The following is a 15438-nucleotide window of genomic DNA, read 5'->3' as shown; positions in this document are numbered from 1 at the left end:
CAAGCCGTATGCCCGCTCCGGCACAACAGTCGCTGTGACCGACGAGGCGTACGACACCGTCGCGGGCCGGGGGGAGGCGGCCTTCGAGGTGCAGGGCTCTGAGTTCATCGGCCGGGTGCGCCCGGCCCACACCGTCGACGAGGCGGAGGCGTTCGTCGACGCCGTGAGCGGAGAGTACGCCGACGCGACCCACAACGTCCCGGCCTACCGGGTGCGGGCCGACCCCCTGCGCGAGTATTCGAGCGACGACGGCGAGCCGTCCGGCAGCGCCGGCAAGCCCGCGCTCAACGTCCTCCAGCAACGCGAAATCGAGAACGTCGCCGCCGTCGTCACCCGCTACTACGGCGGCACGAACCTCGGCGTGGGCGGCCTCGCCAGAGCGTACTCGCGGGCCGTCAAGGACGCTGTCGACGACGCCGGCATCACGACCGAGCGACCCCACGAGCGGCTGACGGTGACGGTCGACTACGACGACTCGGGAACGGTGCGTGGCATCGTCGAGAGCACCGGCGTCGAGTTCGACGCCAGCTACGAGGCGACGGTGACGTTCGACCTGCGGGTCCCGGTCGCGGAGGCCGACACCCTCCGTGAGCGCATCGCCAGCGCGACCAGCGGTCGGGCACGGATCGGTTCGTCAGACGAATAGATTTCCGGGCCGAGAACGGGTTCGATCGTCCGTTCGAAGTTCCACTGGAACTCGTACTGGACCGCAGTGTTGCGGATTTCCACCCGAAGAGAAGGGGTTCGTGGATCGTCGAACGAACCGGTGATATCCATCCGTCGACCGTCCCGGAACTTAATCAGTTCGGAACGCCCTGTCGCCGGCGTCGCCCAGGCCGGGGACGATGTAGCCGTCGTCGTCGAGTTCGTCGTCGATCGCGACCGTCAGCAGTTCCGCGCCGGGGTCGGACTCGTTCAGACGGACCAGCCCCGGCGGCGCGGCCACCGCAGAGAGCACGAGCAACTGCTCGGGGTCGGGCCCCTGCGAGCGGATCGCTTCGAGGACCGCGGCCATGGTCGAGCCCGTCGCGAGCATCGGGTCGGCGACGACGACGGTGTCTGTCGCGCGGATCTCCGGCAGCTTCACGTAGTCGATCGAGATGGGGAACGAGCCGTCGTCTGCCATCCCGGCGCTCTCGTCCCGGCTGGCCGAGATGACCCCCTGCCGGGCCCGCGGAAAGGCCTTGAGCAGTCCCTCGACGAACGGCGTGGCCGCCCGCAGAACGTTGACGATCACCACGTCGTCGAGCCCCTTGACGCGCTCGCCCATCGTGTCCGTCAGGGGCGTCTGGACGGCGACGTACTCGGTCTCCATGCGGCCGTCGATGATCTCGTAGCCACAGATCCGACCGAGGCGGACGAGCCCCTTCCGGAACTCGACCTGTTCGGTCTCGACGTCACGGAGCCGCGACAGTTCGTCACGTGCCAGTGCGTGGGTGATCACCTTCGCCTCGCCACGATCCTCGATAGCCATGCGCGGAGGCACGAGCGGGCGGCGCTTAACTGTTGATCGATCGCGCCGGAGCGGCGACCTACGCGTCGCCGGCCCGCGGCGAGAACGACAGGTCGGCCTCCGTCTCCTCCTGTCCGCTCTCGGGCGTCTCCGTCTCGGCTTCGCCGTCGTCCGTCCCGTCGTCCGCGCCGTCGTCCTCGTCGGTACCGACGGCACCGCCACCGCCGCCGTCGCTACAGCCGGCCAGCAGGCCGATGCTCGTGAGTGCTGTCGCCCTGACGAACTGTCGTCGAGTGCTGTCGTCCATGCACCCGGTCCTGGGGGTGGGACCCATTTCGTTATGCGACTCGAATCGGGAACAGTTCGCTCTTATCCGACGGTAAGGACGGGTGGCAGGCCGAGAGACGGTCCTACGCTCGACCTACCAGGCCGGGCTACGCGGCGTCGGCGGTCGCTCCGGAATCGCCGCGGGGGGCCGCCCGCCGGTTCTTCGCCAGCAGCGCGACCAGCATCGCGAGCCCGACGGCCCGGAGCAGCAGGTCGGCGGTCAGAGAGACCGAGCCGCCGCCGAGCCCCAGCAGCGCCGTCACGTCGTAGCCGGCCGACACCGGGAGCCCGGGAGCCATCAACAGGAGCGAGCTGACCGCCAGCCCGGCCCGTTCCCGGCGGTCGAGGGGCGCGTAGACGAAGCCGATGACGGTGCCGGCCAGCGCGACGACGCCGAGGAAGACGCCGACGACGGGGACGAACACCTCCGGGAGCGACCAGCCCAGATCCAGCAGATCGGCCGGGGTGGCGACGCGAAACTGCTCGCCCAGGGGCAGCTCCGCCGCGTCGTCCTTCTCGCGGAGCAGGACGATGCCGGGGACCAGCACGAACGCGAAGGGGACGATCGCCTTGTTGAGCGACAGCGAGAACGCCTCGATGCCCGTCTGGAAGGGGTCCGACTTCGCGATGCCCGAGGCCGCGTAGGCGGCGACGGCCACCGGCGGCGTGATGTCGGCGATGACGCCGAAATAGAGGATGAACAGGTGCGCGGCGAGTTCGGGGATACCGAAGGTCACGAGCGCGGGCCCCAGCATCGACACGAGGATGATGTAGGTGACCGTCGTCGGCATCCCCATCCCGAGGATGATCGACGCGATGGCGGTGATGACCAGCAGGAGGACCAGCGAGCCCCCGGCCAGCGAGCGGATGAGCGCGACCAGGTTCGGCCCCAGCCCGGAGACGCTGATCACGCCGGGAATGATGCCCGCGGCCGCGACCGCGACGACGACCGGGACCGCGGTCCGGGCACCGCTGTCCATCGACTTGAGCACGAAGGTACCGAGCCGAACGAGCCCGTTGTCGCCCGCCGCCGGGCGACCGACGGCCGTCGAGAGCCCGTCGGCGGCCTCGTCGACCGCGGGATCGAGCGCGAGCCACGACGCGGTCAGGCGCGGCTTCGAGAGCAGTGTCAGGACGCCCGCCGCGATCGCCAGTCGGCCCACGGTGCCAAGCGTCGCCGCGGCGGCCCCACCGATCGATAGCCCGCCCGGACCGCCGCCGCTCAGTGCGGCGACGAGGGGCGCGCCGGTCGACCACTGTGCGAGGAACTGCCCCAGGCCGAGCGCCAGGAGGAGGGCGACGAGTCGCCCCCGCGTCTCGTCGCTGTAGGCCGCGACGAGCGTGATCAGCGCGACGATGGCCACGAGCGTGAACCACGCCGAGCGCGCGACCGAGAGCCGAGCGCCGATGAGGTAGTACAGCAGGAGGAAGACGGGGACGAGGTAGAACCAGCCCGTCCAGAGGTGTCGCCGGATGTCGACGACCGAGTCGGGATCGAGCCCCCCGATACCCAGCCGCGAGGCCTCGAAGTGGACTATCACCCAGACGCCGAAAAAGAAGACGACGGCCGGGATCGCGGCGGCGACGATCACGTCGGCGAAGGGCGTCGCGGTGTACTGGACGATCAGGAAGGCCGCGGCACCCATCACCGGCGGGAGGATCTGACCGCCCGAGGAGGCCGAAGACTCCACGCCACCGGCGAACTCCGGGGAGTAGCCCGACCGTTTCATCAGCGGGATCGTGAACGCGCCGGTCGTGACCGTGTTCGCGATCGAGGAGCCGGAGATCGTCCCCATAAAACCACTCGCGAGGATCGACGCCTTCGCTGGCCCGCCCTTGCGCGTGCCCGTCGCCGCGTACGCGAGATCGATGAACCACTGGCCCGCGCCGGACATCTCCAGGAACGCGCCAAAGAGGATGAAGATGTAGATGAACTGCACCGAGACCGTCACCGGAATACCGAAGACGCCGTTCTCCGTGTTGTACCAGAGGTTCTGGACGATCGAGGGCCAGGTCAGCTCCGGGATCGAGAGGACGCCGACGTAGGCCGCGTCCTGTGGGATCAACACGCCGAAGCGGGCGTAGACGATGAACGCGCCCACGATGAAGACGAGATAGAGACTGATCGCTCGCCGCGTCGCCTCCAGGACGAGCAAGACGCCGACGACGCCCAGGACGAACGCGTAGGACACGTCCGTCAGCGGGCCGAGCAGGCCGGCAACCGGGTCGAGGAACGTGAACACCTCCTGGATCGGCCGACCGGCTGGCAGCCCCAGCGCGCGCATGCGCTGGATCTCCCGGAAGTCGGTGACGAAGTACGCGCTCGACAGCACCGTGACGGCGATCAGGAGGAGATCCGACGGCGTCACGCGATCGAGGTCGGAATCGACGAACAGCCAGGCCAGTCCGTCACCGGTCGCGTCCATCGCCGAGACGAGCGGGCTGTCGGGGCCGAGCCGAGCGGCCGTCCGCGCTCGGAGTCCGCTGCAGGCCCGCGCGAATCGCCCGTCGCCCGTGCTCCCGGGGTACAGCAGGAACGTCAGCACGAGCGCGAAACCGACGTGAACGGCGTTGATCTGCAACAGCTGCAGGGAGGCGAGTTCGACCTCGCCGAGGACGGGCAACTCGACGGCGAAGACGAACCCGCGGGCGGCGAACCACATCTGGTAGGCCGAAAAGAGGACGCCGACGATCGAGACGACGACGCTGGCCACCCGCCGCAGCGAGCGTTTGCGTTCGATCTCCTGGAGCAAGTCGTCGGCCGCGACATCGGTGTCGGTGATGCGAGGAGTCATGTGACGTGGTCGATCGCCACCGCCAGCGCCGGCCGGCGCTCGACGGTGATGCGGACGGCGCGTGCGTTCGAACGGTTCACTAGGTCGTAGCGCCGGTCGCCGACGTGGAGGCGGTGGCCGGCGATCCGGCCCGGCTTGACCGTGATCGTCTCGAACGTCCCCGGCGGATCGTAGACGAACGAACCGTTCGCCCGCGTGACGTTGGCGTCGGCCGGCAGTCCCCAGCCGTACGATTCGAAGGTCATCCGGGTCATCTCTAACTGTCCGTCACGGACCCGATAGGTGTCGACGACGCGCGTGCGCTCGACGCTGTGGGTGTACGCCAGCGCGACGCGCGCGTCCTCCTCGACCGGCGTCCGGAGGAGCACGTCGCCCGAATCGACCGACGAGACGACCAGCGTCTGCTGGGCCGGCAGCGAGACGCCGACGGCCGCCGTCACGAGGACCGCGGCGACCAGTCCGGAACGGAGCCACCCCATCGGATCAGGCGTCGAAGTAGGCCGCCGCGCCGGGGTGGAGCTCGATCGACATCCCGTCCTGCGCCGAGTCGACGCCGATGAACTCCGTCTTGATCGTCAGCGCGTCGACGTTGTCGAAGATCGCCGCCGTCACCGTCTCGACCGTCGCTTCGGGCACGTCGGCGTTGGTCGCGATCATCGCCTGGACGGCGACCGTCGCCACGTCTTCGGAGACGCCCGAGTACGTCCCGCCCGGGATGGTGTCGTCGGCGAACCACGACGCCGCGTCCGTGACCGCCGTGCGGTTGTCGCCGTCGATGGGGACGATCGCGATGTCGTTGGTCGTCGCCAGATCCTCGATCGCCCCGACCGGCCAGCCCCCGACGACGAAGGCGGCGTCGATGTCGCCGTTCCGGAGCTGGTCGGCCGCCTGCGAGAACGAGGCGTTTTGCTCCTCGAAGTCGGTGACGCCGACGGCTTCGAGGATCTGGTTGGCGTTGACCTGCGTGCCGCTGCCCAGATCGCCCGTGTTGATCGTCGCTCCCGAGAGGTCAGACAGCTGCGAGATGCCGGTGTCGGCGAGGGTCACGACCGTGATCGTCTCGGGGTACAGCGTCGCGACGCCGCGCAGGTTCTCGATGGCGTTGTCCTGGAACGCGTCGATGCCGGTGCCGTTCTTCGCGAAGTACGCGATGTCGTTTTGGATCAGCGCGAAGTCGGCGTTCCCGTTGGCGAGGCTGCCGACGTTCTCGACGCTGGCCCCCGTCGACTGGACGTTCAGCGTGAAGTCGGTGTTGTCCTCGACGACCGTCTTGAACTCGTTCGAGAGCGGGAAGTAGGTGCCGCCGGTCCCGCCGGCGTGCCACGAGAGGCGGGTGTCGGCCTGGCCGTCGCCGCCGTCAGACGATTCGGTGTCGGTGGCCGTCTCGTCCGTGTCACCCTCCGTCTCGTCGCCACCCTCGTCCATCTCCGTCTCGGTCGGTGAGTCCTCCGCACCGCCGCCGCCGTCGCCGGCACAGCCGGCGAGTGCGGTGACGCTCACGAGTCCGGTCGCGCGGATGAATCGTCGTCTGGTGTGATCGCCCATAGACCGGTCGTACCACCGGACGACATTTCGTTATGAGACTCGAAACGGCCGGTAAGCGGATCCTAGACCGGAGCGAGAGGTCGCTGCGATCGTCGGGAACGGGGCCGTCCGTGTCGGTCGGTACCACGCATCCGACGAAAGCTTATAGTGGTGTAGCGACAAAACCCGCCAGCATCAACGGATGGACACCACGTCCACTAGCTGTTCTAATCGACCATGGAAGACATAGAAGAGAGCGTTTCAGGCTTCAAGCGCCGCGGTGGCTGGGTCAACATCGTCGAACACGGCGAGCGGATCGTACAGGCGCTGCGAGAGTTGGCGACCGACGAGCGCGTCGACCAGCCAGTCGACGGCGACGCCCTCGAAGAGTTCGACGAGTGGCGACCGAAGAGCCACGAGCGACTCGACGAGGACGTCAACGAGAAGACCGCCGAACAGGCCCGCGTCGACGAGGGCAAAGGCGAACAGGCCGGGAAAGACCCGGACGACGACCTCCGGACGGCCGGCGAGAAGCTCGCAGACTCCTACGAGAACCTCGACGAGCCCGACGAGGCCGTCGAGTCGTGGGGCGAGAGCTTAGACTACGTCGCCCGCGCGGCGGACTCGGCCAGCCGCAAGGCCCTGCGGACGGTCGAAGACACCGTCTACAAGAACGTGATGACCCAGATCGCACCGTACTACTTCGACAACGCGCTCGTGAGCGCGAACCTCCAGCGGGTCAACGGCGACGACCGCCCCGAGTACGTCTTCGAGATCAACGTCAACGACGACGACCTCAAGGAGCGAGTCTCCAACCGCCTGGCGGACTTCGACAGCGACGTCGACCGGTGGCACGTCAACACCGAGAAGGAAGTCGAGGCCGCCGCCACGGCGGAGGGCGTCGAGGTGAGCGAGGAAGAGACGGGCGACGAGGAGACGGATGCGAAGACGAACTAAACGCTGCTCTGTCGGCGTTTAATTTCGGGTTCGTGTCCGGGAGACGCCAAAACGAACTGAGCGAGGGCAGCCGAGCGAAACTTCGGTCTGGCGTCGGAGAGGCGGGAGACGAACCGACGCCGTGAGAAACGGGACCAAGCAGCAGAGAATTTCCGGAGAGAGAGCGACTGCGGACCCAGATTACGACCACTATTTCTGGAAGAATCGCGGTACCGAATCGCACACCCCAGAATCACCCCCGGAGTTGTTTCTCTATAATGAAAACACGAGAGTGGTGAGTGTCTGCTGTAAGTCGTTTTGTATTAGTAGATGAATTTCGTTAATTCGAAGCGGGACACTTCGGTAACAGTTCCGTACTTCCCGAACGACTGTGTAAAATTATGAAGGACTTATGTGGGATTCTCACAACGTCTCCGACGGAGGTTCGGCTCTTCCCGGTTCGCGGCGGCGACCGTCGGGCTGTCGAGCGCCCGGGGTCGTCCGACACACCACTGGCATGGGACGCGTGGGGTTGGGGCCAAACGACTGCCTCCGAGAGTGACAACCATGAACAATTCACGTAGAGAGTTCATTCGAGCGGTATCGAGTACGTTCGTCCTCGCGGCTGGCGCTGGCACGACCGTGGCCGCGACGGACTGTGGCAACGTTGCCGAGTGGGACCCGGACGCGACCTACAACGGCGGCGATCAGGTGACCTACGAGGGGTCTCTATGGACCGCCGAGTGGTGGACTCGGGGCTCTGCCCCCGAAGAGAGTAAAGCCGTCTGGACGCTCGAAGGCTCCTGTGGCGGCGACGGCGGGACGGGCAACGAGGGACCGACGGCGTCGGTCAGCGCGTCCGCGACCACGGTCGAGCCCGGAACGACCGTCGACCTCGACGGATCGGGATCGTCCGACGCCGACGGGTCGATCGCCAGCTACGAGTGGGAGTTGGGCGACGGGACGACGGCGACCGGGGCGACGACGAGTCACAGCTACGACTCGGCCGGGGACTACACCGTCACGCTCACCGTCACCGACGACGACGGAGCCACCGACAGCGCGACGACGGTGATCTCTGTCAGCTCCTCGTCGGGCGGCAACAGTGACGCCATCTTCTCCCCGTATCTCGGCACGTGGGGCGACATCCTGGGTGACACGCGGAACGCGAGCACCGACCGCGTCGTCCTCTCCTTCGTCGGCGACGGCACCGACGACGGGACGGTCACTCCCGCGTGGCTCACCGCGGACGGCGACCGGCCGCTCTCGGACCACGCCGACAAGGTCAGCACGCTGCAAGACGAGGGCTACGACGTGTGGGTCGCCATGGGCGGCTGGGACGGCCGGATCGTCGCCAGGGACGCGAGCAGCGTCTCGGAGGTCAAAAGCGCCTACGAGACCGTCATCGACACGCTCGGCGTGACTCACATCGACATCGACGACGAGAACTACGACGAGCCCGGTCGTGACGGCACCTACTACGAGATGCGCAACGAGGCGCTCGCACAGATCCAGTCCGAGCGGCCGGACGTGAAAGTCACGTACACGGTGGCCGCCAGGCCCTCCGGGATCGTCAACGCCGACCACTGTCCCGGGAAAGACATGATCACCGACGCGCTGGAGAAGGGCGTCGAGCTGGAGTACATCAACGTCATGACGATGGACTGGACCGACGTGGACACGTCCCCCGAGCGGGTCAAATCGGCCGTCGAGGGCACCGTCGACTGGATGAGCACCGTCTATCCCGACAAGAGCGAGGCACAGCGGCGCGCGAAGCTCGGGTTCCTTCCCAACGTCAACGAGTCCGAGTGGTCGGTCAGCGACACCCAGAACGTCGCCAACTACGCGAAACAGCAGGGCATCGGAAACGTCAGCATGTGGGCGCTGCACCGAGACACCAGCGACTACGGCCACTCCGACGCCCTCTACCCCGTCGAGAGCGAGAGCAACTGAAGCCGTCTCTCGCCAGCCGACAGCCTAATACGGTGGCCGGCAAAACCCGGTGACAGATGGTCGCTGGGAGTACGCTCGGGACGCTCGTGATCGCCGCCGCAGCGAGTCTGTTCATGGCCTGGGCGATCGGCGCGGGATCGTCCGGCTCGACGCCGTTCGCACCGGCGGTCGGGGCCAACGCTATCTCGGTGATGCGTGCCGGCTTCTTCGTCGGGATTCTGGGTCTGCTCGGGGCGGTGTTACAGGGAGCCAACGTCACAGAGACGGTCGGGAGCGGGCTCGTTCTCTTTCCCGACGGTGGCGGCCTCTCGGCGATCGCCGCGACGATCGCACTGCTGACTGCGGCGGTGCTGGTCGCCATCGGCGTCTTCGCCGGCTACCCGATCGCGACGGCCTTTACCGTCACCGGTGCGGTCGTCGGCGTCGGGCTGGCGATGGGGGGCCAGCCCGCGTGGCCGAAGTACCAGCAGATCGTCGCTCTCTGGGTCGGCACACCGTTCGTCGGCAGCGGCGTCGCCTACGCCACGGCCCGCTTGCTCCGCGCAGAGAACGTCCGCGAGCGTCTCTCGATCGGTGGGCTGGCCGGACTGGTCGGCGTGTTACTGGCGAACGTCGAGTTCACGGGCCTCGGACCCGACGGCGGCCCGGGTGCCCTCTCGGTCGCCCTCGCGCGCACGTTCGAGGGCGGAACCGGCGGCCGGGCGCTGGTCTCGCTCGTGCTCGGACTCCTGGTCGCCACGCTGGTGTGGTACGATATCCGCGAACACGGCGAGCGGGCACAGCGGCGATTCCTGCTGGTGATGGGCGGGCTCGTCGCCTTCTCGGCCGGCGGCAGTCAGGTCGGGCTGGCGATCGGACCGCTGTTGCCGCTGCTGGATACGTTCACCGTCCCGATCACCGCGGTGCTGCTTGGCGGCGGGATCGGCCTGCTCGCGGGCTCCTGGACCGGTGCACCCCGGATGATCAAGGCCCTCTCGCAGGACTACTCCTCGCTGGGGCCGCGCCGGTCGATCGCGGCGCTGATCCCCTCGTTCATGATCGCACAGACGGCCGTCTTCTTCGGGCTCCCGGTGTCGTTCAACGAGATCATCGTCTTCTCGATCATCGGGAGCGGCGCGGCCGCCGGTGGCGGGTCGGTCAGCGGCGAGAAGATGGGCAAGACGGTGCTGGCCTGGATCGCCTCGCTGGGACTGGCGCTCGGGCTCGGCTACGGTATCTTCAGCGCCGTAGCCATCCTGTAGCCCACGCCGACGACGACACGGCGGTCTCGGCCGATCTCGCCAACTTATCTCGGTACCCGAGTGTGCGGAACGATCGGCGTCGGATCACACTCCGTAGCGCCGACCAACCCGTCCGAAGAGCGGTCAGTGTCACTCATATCGTCGTCGGCCACTCGCGTTCGCGTGCCGATCGGGACAGTATCGTCGCACTGGTCTGGGGAGTGAATTGCCATATCAACCAAACGGTTGTCGACTGTATATATGATTCTTCGGCCATGCAGCAATATATTCCTTATTTCTGCTAGAACACGTCCAGAGACACACCACAGCAACTCACATGTGACATCTTTTCGACCGGCAGGTCTGATACGGACGGTTGTCGGAATGTACCGGTGAGCGTCTACCCCGTGGCGACGCTCACCGGTAAGTAACTACAACTTTCCGTATGAGACAGCACGTCGACCAGTACCGAAAGCGTCGGTCCGAGGGCGTCCGGGGACAGAGACAGTGTAGACGGCTCCAGTCGACCGCACGCCGACCACACTGTGTGAGGGTGTTCGAGAGCCTTTCCTCGCCGGTCGAATCGGCGATTTCTGGACGACCAGAGTCGAGCGGCGACGGACGGAGTCTCTCGGCGACGGACAGTCGATCTGGTGAGTGTCGACACCGTCGCGTATCACTCGGTCGGCGTTTGTGTGGACGTGTCGCCGTCGCTCTCGGTCTCGCCGTTCTCGCCGTCTTCGGGCTCGATCCGTAACAGCCGCGCCTTCATGATGCGGGTGTTCTCGACCCGCTCGACGACGATCTCGACGCTGTCGAACTCGATGCGTTCGCCCTCCTCGACGAGGCGGCCCGCGCGGTTGAAGATGAAGCCGGCGATGGTCTCGAACTCCTCGCCCTCGGGCAGTTCGAGGTCCATGGCCTCGTTGACCTCCTCGATGTTGACCTCGCCTTTGACGACGACCTCGCCGTCGCCGACGAACTCGATCGGCTCTTCTTCCTCGCCTTCGAGGATCTCGCCGACGATCTCCTCGGTGAGGTCCTCCATCGTCACCAGTCCCTCGGTGGTGCCGAACTCGTCGATGACGATGACCATGTGGAGCCGTTCGCGGCGCATCTCCGTCAGGAGGTCGTCGACGTTTTTCGACTCGGGAACGTGCAGCGTCGGTTCGATGAGGTCCGCGAGTGCGGTCTCTACGTCGCTGTAGTCCCGATCCCGGACCAGGTCCCGCAGGTGTGCGATGCCGATGACATTGTCGAGACTCCCCTCGTACACCGGCACGCGGGCGTGGCCGCTCTGGACGCACTGCTGGATCGCCTCCTCGACGGAGGCGTCCTTCGAGATGGCTTCCATGTCCAGTCGCGGCGTCATCACTTCCTTGGCGATCGTGTTGTTGAACCGCAGCGTCCGCTGGAGCATCTCGCGTTCCTCCTCGTCGAGGACGCCCTCGCGCTCGCCGGTCTCGATGATGTCCTGGATCTCCTCGCGCGTGACGTACGAGGTCTCGATGGCCGAGCGGCCGCCGGTGACCTTGTTGACGATCCGGGTGAGATAGTCGAACAGGACGATCAGGGGCAACAGGACCTTCTCGGAGAGCTTCAGCGGCTTGGCGATCCGCAGCGCCCACGACTCCGTGTTCTCGACGGCGTAGCTCTTGGGCGCGCTCTCGCCGAACAGCAGGACGATCGCGGTGATCCCGAACGTCGAGAGCGCGACTGCGAGGCCCTGCTGGCCGCTCCCGAGGTAGTACGTCAACAGCCCCGTCGCGATCGAGGACATCGCGATGTTGACGAGGTTGTTCCCCACCAGAATCGTCACCAGCAGCCGGTGTGGGTCCTCTTTGAGCCCTTTGAGGGTCTTCGACCCGGGGACGGCGTCCTCGACGAGGGCCTCGACGCGGTGGCTGGGCAGCGAGAACATGGCGATCTCCGACGAGGAGAAAAACGCCGACAGCCCGATCAAGAGGAGAATGATCCCCGCACCGATCCCGAGAAACACGTTCTCGGGCAGCTGGACGGGACCGTAGATGTCGACCTGTAGTGGCAAGGCTACCAGTGAATCGACTCCGACAGGGGGGTCAAGAGCCATCAACGTCTGAGTTTGCAGAGGGTGTGAATTAAACGTTGCCATGGGGTACCCCGCCGACGCGACACGGAATGCACACACCCGACAGAATTACCGGTCGCTCGCTCCTACGAGCGGGTGTATGAGCGACACCGCCATCACACTCTATCGGCTCCAGGCCTGCCCGTTCTGTGAGCGGGTCGTCCGTCGGCTCCAGGAGTACGGCCTCGACTACGAATCCCGGTTCGTCGAACCGCTCCACTCGGAGCGCGACGCCGTCAAGCGCCTGTGTGGGAAGCGAACCGTCCCGGCAATCGTCGACGAGCAGACTGGCGTGACGATGGCAGAGAGCGCGAACATCGTCGACTACCTCGATCGAACCTACGGCGAGGGAGGGGACGACTGATGGAGCTCGATTTCGACGTGGTCGATCTCGGTCCCGCAGACCACCCCGAGGTAGGCGAGCGAGCCCCCGACTTCACCCGTCCGCTGGTCACCGACGAGTACTGGGCGGACGTGTCCCTGTCAGAGTTGGTCGCCGAGGACGACGATCCGACGGTGCTGATCTGTCACTCCATGGACGGGGCCTTCCCGGCGACGTACGCCTGGAACGAGATCCGCGAGCGCGAGTGGCACGCCGACGCCACCGTCGTCGGCCTGTCGATCTCGACGCCGTACGCCCACAAGCGCCTGCTCGACGAGCGAGCGCTGGGCGACGACTACCGGCTGTACTCCGATCCTGCCAACGGCGTCGCCGAGGCGTACGGCATCGTCAACGACCTCGACGGGATGAGCGGCGTGGCCGAGCCCCGGCCGGCCGTGTTCGTCCTCGACAGCGACCGGACGATCGAGTACGCCTGGGTCGCCACCGAGTGGCCCGACTTCCCGGACTACGACGCCGTCGAGGCGGTCATCCGATAGCGGTTCCAGCACGCTTTTTCGCGGCCCGGCCCACGTTCGGGTGATGAGTGATCTCGACCGCGCGGCCGACGCGATCGACGACGGTGAGCTGGTGATCTACCCCACCGAGACAGTGTACGGGCTGGCCGGCGACGCGCTCGACCCCGACGCCGTTCAGCGCGTGTTCGACGTGAAGGGCCGAGACCGCTCGAAGCCGGTCTCGCTCGCGGTGCCAAGCGTCGACGCGGCGACCGACTACACCGAACCCAGCGAGCGCGAGCGGGCGTTCATGCGGGCCTTCCTCCCGGGCCCGGTGACGGTGCTGGCCAGGCGGCGGCCGTCGGTGCCCGACGTGCTGACCGCCGGGCGAGACCGCGTGGGGATTCGCGTGCCCGACCACGAACGGGCACTGGCGCTGCTGGAGCGCGTCGCGCCGATCACGTCGACCAGCGCCAACGTCAGCGGGGAGCCAAGCGCCCGGACGGTCGAGGAGATCGGGCAGTCCGTCAGAGAGGGCACGGCAGTGGTCCTCGACGGCGGCCGGACGCCCGGCACGGAGTCGACGGTGGTCGACGTGGCCGCCGACGAGATCGTCCGCGAAGGGGCCGACTGCGAAGCGATCCGGGAGTGGCTGGCCGAGCACTGATACGGTTTATTGTAGTTGCTTACCGGTGATCGTCGCCACGGAGTAGACGATCACCGGTAAATCGCTACAATAATCCGTATGAGTGGCGCGCCGTCCGTTGCGTCCCGCTCGACCGGCGTCGTGTCTGCCGACGCCGGCTCCTACGAGAGCATGCTCGCCAGCGAGCGAGTCGTCGTGCCACACGTCTCGCGGTACTCGCAGGGGGCACACTTCGCGTCGCTGTCGACACGCGAGGGCGGGCCGTCGATCGTCTCGGCCGTCCTGACGGCCTTCCGGTAGGCCGCTTTCCGCCTGACCGTCAGGTCGATCTCGCGGACGACGCCGTAGGCCGGATACTCCGCGACGGCCCGCTCGACCGTCGTCTCGTGCTCCCAGGCGAGGGCCTTGGCCGCGGCCACGAGCCGGACGGTCTGGGGCTCCCAGACGCCCTCGTCGGGGGGCTCACCGGCGAAGACGAGCGACGGGACGAGCGGCGCTTCGAGCACCTTGTGGGCGATCCCGCGGCACTCCCGACCGGTCAGGAGGGCGTCGCGTCGCGGCGGGTCGACGAGCGCGTCCCAGTAGTCGAGCCGCCGTGCGAGCCGCCCGAGCCGCTCGCGGTAGGTGCCGGGCGAGACCTCGATGGGAGCGGCGAGCAGCGCCGCGTCGACCGACCGGAGAGTGTCGTAGTCGAAGGCCAGCCGTCGCACGTCGTCGACGCCGTCGGGGATCGTCGGCTCGCCGTCGCGCCGTCGGTAGTAGAGCTTTCGCGGACAGTACGCCGCCGTCGCCAGGTCACGGAAGGTGTGCACGGACGCCCCTGGCCCCGTCACGGGTCATAAACGTGTGGCGCACCCGCTCGCGAGCAACACGTATCCCCGACAGTTCGAAACGAAGGGACATGCCCGACGGCCAGCCCGTTCTCGTCTTCGACGACGGCTACGCGGCGGACTACGAACAGCTCTTGCCCGCGTTGCGCGCTCATGACGCGCCCGCGGCGGTGGCGGTCGTGCCCGAGTGGCTGGGCGACGACGACCACCTCATACGGTTTATTGTAGTTGCTTACCGGTGATCGTCGCCACGGAGTAGACGATCACCGGTAAATCGCTACAATAATCCGTATCACGCCCGATCAGCTCGCCGCGCTGGCCGAGGCCGGCTGTGAGATCTGCTCGCACGGGAGCCGCCACCGCTTCCTCCAGGCCCACCACCTCGCGGCCGACGTGACCCCGGGCGAGGAGCGAGTCACCGTCGCCGCCGGCCACGTGTTTCCGGGGGAGGAACACGGCGTGCTCGCGGGCGATCGCTACGAGCTGACCGACGGCGACCAGACGACGGCAGTGACGCTTTGCGAGCCACTCGCCGTCGGCGAGCAGACGGTCACCCTCGGCGTCAAACGCGAGATCGACGCCGCGTTCGACGGTGAGGAGGCGGTCCTGCGCCCGACAGAAGCGACGCTCAGAGACGAGATCGTCGGCGTGCGCTCGGCGTTCGATCGACTGGGCTACGATCCCGACGCCTTCGTCTTCCCGTACGACGCGGCCGACCCGCGAGCGTGGGTGCTGGCCGCCGAGACCTACGACGCGCTCCCCAACGCCGCCGTGCGCTCACTGCCCAATCGGCCGGGCACCGCGCCGACG

15 protein-coding genes are annotated in these 15438 nt (G+C 67.2%); 8 read left to right on the top strand and 7 right to left on the bottom strand.

Annotated features, from left to right (window positions below; translation table 11 throughout):
• The first annotated feature begins 34 nt into the window (after positions 1 to 34).
• The gene (locus tag HALKA_RS0104675) at positions 35 to 646 is read left to right on the top strand and encodes an IMPACT family protein (protein ID WP_018256891.1); all 612 of its coding nucleotides are present in this window, start codon (positions 35 to 37) and stop codon (positions 644 to 646) included.
• Between the two features lie 150 nt (positions 647 to 796).
• Here HALKA_RS0104675 and upp read toward each other — a convergent pair whose 3' ends face one another.
• The 5 genes from upp to HALKA_RS0104650 form a co-directional block, all read right to left on the bottom strand.
• Positions 797 to 1474: a uracil phosphoribosyltransferase gene (upp, locus tag HALKA_RS0104670; RefSeq protein WP_018256890.1), complete on the bottom strand. Its 678-nt coding sequence runs from the start codon at positions 1472 to 1474 to the stop codon at positions 797 to 799.
• A 58-nt stretch (positions 1475 to 1532) separates the two neighbouring features.
• Positions 1533 to 1760 (bottom strand): hypothetical protein, encoded by a 228-nt coding sequence (locus tag HALKA_RS0104665; RefSeq protein ID WP_018256889.1) that lies wholly within the window; start codon positions 1758 to 1760, stop codon positions 1533 to 1535.
• A gap of 127 nt (positions 1761 to 1887) precedes the next feature.
• Entirely contained in the window at positions 1888 to 4575 is a 2688-nt protein-coding gene (locus HALKA_RS0104660; RefSeq protein WP_018256888.1) for a TRAP transporter permease, read from the bottom strand.
• Complete coding sequence (locus HALKA_RS0104655; RefSeq protein WP_018256887.1) at positions 4572 to 5054, bottom strand: DUF1850 domain-containing protein; 483 nt, start codon at positions 5052 to 5054, stop codon at positions 4572 to 4574. Before HALKA_RS0104655 ends, HALKA_RS0104660 begins: the two co-directional genes overlap by 4 nt.
• Positions 5055 to 5058: 4 nt before the next feature.
• Complete coding sequence (locus HALKA_RS0104650; RefSeq protein WP_018256886.1) at positions 5059 to 6120, bottom strand: TAXI family TRAP transporter solute-binding subunit; 1062 nt, start codon at positions 6118 to 6120, stop codon at positions 5059 to 5061.
• A gap of 216 nt (positions 6121 to 6336) precedes the next feature.
• On the opposite strand from HALKA_RS0104650, the gene HALKA_RS0104645 reads away from it, so the two are divergent.
• The 3 genes from HALKA_RS0104645 (at position 6337) to HALKA_RS0104635 (ending at position 10229) form a co-directional block, all read left to right on the top strand.
• Positions 6337 to 7056 carry a DUF5828 family protein gene (locus HALKA_RS0104645; RefSeq protein ID WP_018256885.1) on the top strand — a complete coding sequence of 240 codons (720 nt, stop codon included), beginning with the start codon at positions 6337 to 6339 and terminating at the stop codon, positions 7054 to 7056.
• 546 nt (positions 7057 to 7602) lie between these two features.
• Positions 7603 to 8988, top strand: coding sequence for a PKD domain-containing protein (locus HALKA_RS0104640; RefSeq protein WP_026190152.1), 1386 nt, complete (start codon positions 7603 to 7605; stop codon positions 8986 to 8988).
• Between the two features lie 56 nt (positions 8989 to 9044).
• Positions 9045 to 10229: an inorganic phosphate transporter gene (locus tag HALKA_RS0104635; RefSeq protein WP_018256883.1), complete on the top strand. Its 1185-nt coding sequence runs from the start codon at positions 9045 to 9047 to the stop codon at positions 10227 to 10229.
• Positions 10230 to 10884: 655 nt separating this feature from the next.
• Here the strand turns inward: HALKA_RS0104635 and HALKA_RS19090 are convergent.
• Positions 10885 to 12297 (bottom strand): hemolysin family protein, encoded by a 1413-nt coding sequence (locus HALKA_RS19090; RefSeq protein WP_044956481.1) that lies wholly within the window; start codon positions 12295 to 12297, stop codon positions 10885 to 10887.
• A 118-nt stretch (positions 12298 to 12415) separates the two neighbouring features.
• Here HALKA_RS19090 and HALKA_RS0104625 point away from each other — a divergent pair, with 118 nt between their 5' ends.
• The 3 genes from HALKA_RS0104625 to HALKA_RS0104615 are packed head-to-tail and all read left to right on the top strand — an operon-like array spanning position 12416 to position 13819.
• Positions 12416 to 12679, top strand: coding sequence for a glutathione S-transferase N-terminal domain-containing protein (locus HALKA_RS0104625; protein ID WP_015761863.1), 264 nt, complete (start codon positions 12416 to 12418; stop codon positions 12677 to 12679).
• On the top strand, positions 12679 to 13194 hold the full coding sequence (locus HALKA_RS0104620) for a redoxin domain-containing protein (RefSeq protein ID WP_018256881.1): 516 nt from the start codon (positions 12679 to 12681) through the stop codon (positions 13192 to 13194). The genes HALKA_RS0104625 and HALKA_RS0104620 overlap by 1 nt, the downstream gene beginning before the upstream one ends.
• Before the next feature lie 43 nt (positions 13195 to 13237).
• Positions 13238 to 13819: an L-threonylcarbamoyladenylate synthase gene (locus tag HALKA_RS0104615; RefSeq protein ID WP_018256880.1), complete on the top strand. Its 582-nt coding sequence runs from the start codon at positions 13238 to 13240 to the stop codon at positions 13817 to 13819.
• Positions 13820 to 13959: 140 nt separating this feature from the next.
• Here HALKA_RS0104615 and HALKA_RS0104610 read toward each other — a convergent pair whose 3' ends face one another.
• The gene (locus tag HALKA_RS0104610) at positions 13960 to 14610 is read right to left on the bottom strand and encodes a CRISPR-associated protein Cas4 (RefSeq protein WP_018256879.1); all 651 of its coding nucleotides are present in this window, start codon (positions 14608 to 14610) and stop codon (positions 13960 to 13962) included.
• A gap of 89 nt (positions 14611 to 14699) precedes the next feature.
• Between HALKA_RS0104610 and HALKA_RS21800 the strand changes: the two genes are divergently transcribed.
• Positions 14700 to 14870 carry a polysaccharide deacetylase family protein gene (locus HALKA_RS21800; protein ID WP_245545324.1) on the top strand — a complete coding sequence of 57 codons (171 nt, stop codon included), beginning with the start codon at positions 14700 to 14702 and terminating at the stop codon, positions 14868 to 14870.
• Positions 14871 to 15438: the final 568 nt, after the last annotated feature.

It is taken from the genome of Halomicrobium katesii DSM 19301 (assembly GCF_000379085.1).
Taxonomy (GTDB): Archaea; Halobacteriota; Halobacteria; order Halobacteriales; family Haloarculaceae; genus Halomicrobium; species Halomicrobium katesii.
This window is presented reverse-complemented; position numbering and strand designations above follow the sequence as displayed.

What these genes read in the sequence shown, in the direction of transcription:
- upp (WP_018256890.1), bottom strand. Translation starts at nt 1,474, where the DNA reads ATGGCTATCGAGGATCGTGGCGAGGCGAAGGTGATCACCCACGCACTG.
- HALKA_RS0104665 (WP_018256889.1), bottom strand. Translation starts at nt 1,760, where the DNA reads ATGGACGACAGCACTCGACGACAGTTCGTCAGGGCGACAGCACTCACG.
- HALKA_RS0104660 (WP_018256888.1), bottom strand. Translation starts at nt 4,575, where the DNA reads ATGACTCCTCGCATCACCGACACCGATGTCGCGGCCGACGACTTGCTC.
- HALKA_RS0104655 (WP_018256887.1), bottom strand. Translation starts at nt 5,054, where the DNA reads ATGGGGTGGCTCCGTTCCGGACTGGTCGCCGCGGTCCTCGTGACGGCG.
- HALKA_RS0104650 (WP_018256886.1), bottom strand. Translation starts at nt 6,120, where the DNA reads ATGGGCGATCACACCAGACGACGATTCATCCGCGCGACCGGACTCGTG.
- HALKA_RS0104645 (WP_018256885.1), top strand. Translation starts at nt 6,337, where the DNA reads ATGGAAGACATAGAAGAGAGCGTTTCAGGCTTCAAGCGCCGCGGTGGC.
- HALKA_RS0104640 (WP_026190152.1), top strand. Translation starts at nt 7,603, where the DNA reads ATGAACAATTCACGTAGAGAGTTCATTCGAGCGGTATCGAGTACGTTC.
- HALKA_RS0104635 (WP_018256883.1), top strand. Translation starts at nt 9,045, where the DNA reads ATGGTCGCTGGGAGTACGCTCGGGACGCTCGTGATCGCCGCCGCAGCG.
- HALKA_RS19090 (WP_044956481.1), bottom strand. Translation starts at nt 12,297, where the DNA reads ATGGCTCTTGACCCCCCTGTCGGAGTCGATTCACTGGTAGCCTTGCCA.
- HALKA_RS0104625 (WP_015761863.1), top strand. Translation starts at nt 12,416, where the DNA reads ATGAGCGACACCGCCATCACACTCTATCGGCTCCAGGCCTGCCCGTTC.
- HALKA_RS0104620 (WP_018256881.1), top strand. Translation starts at nt 12,679, where the DNA reads ATGGAGCTCGATTTCGACGTGGTCGATCTCGGTCCCGCAGACCACCCC.
- HALKA_RS0104615 (WP_018256880.1), top strand. Translation starts at nt 13,238, where the DNA reads ATGAGTGATCTCGACCGCGCGGCCGACGCGATCGACGACGGTGAGCTG.
- HALKA_RS21800 (WP_245545324.1), top strand. Translation starts at nt 14,700, where the DNA reads ATGCCCGACGGCCAGCCCGTTCTCGTCTTCGACGACGGCTACGCGGCG.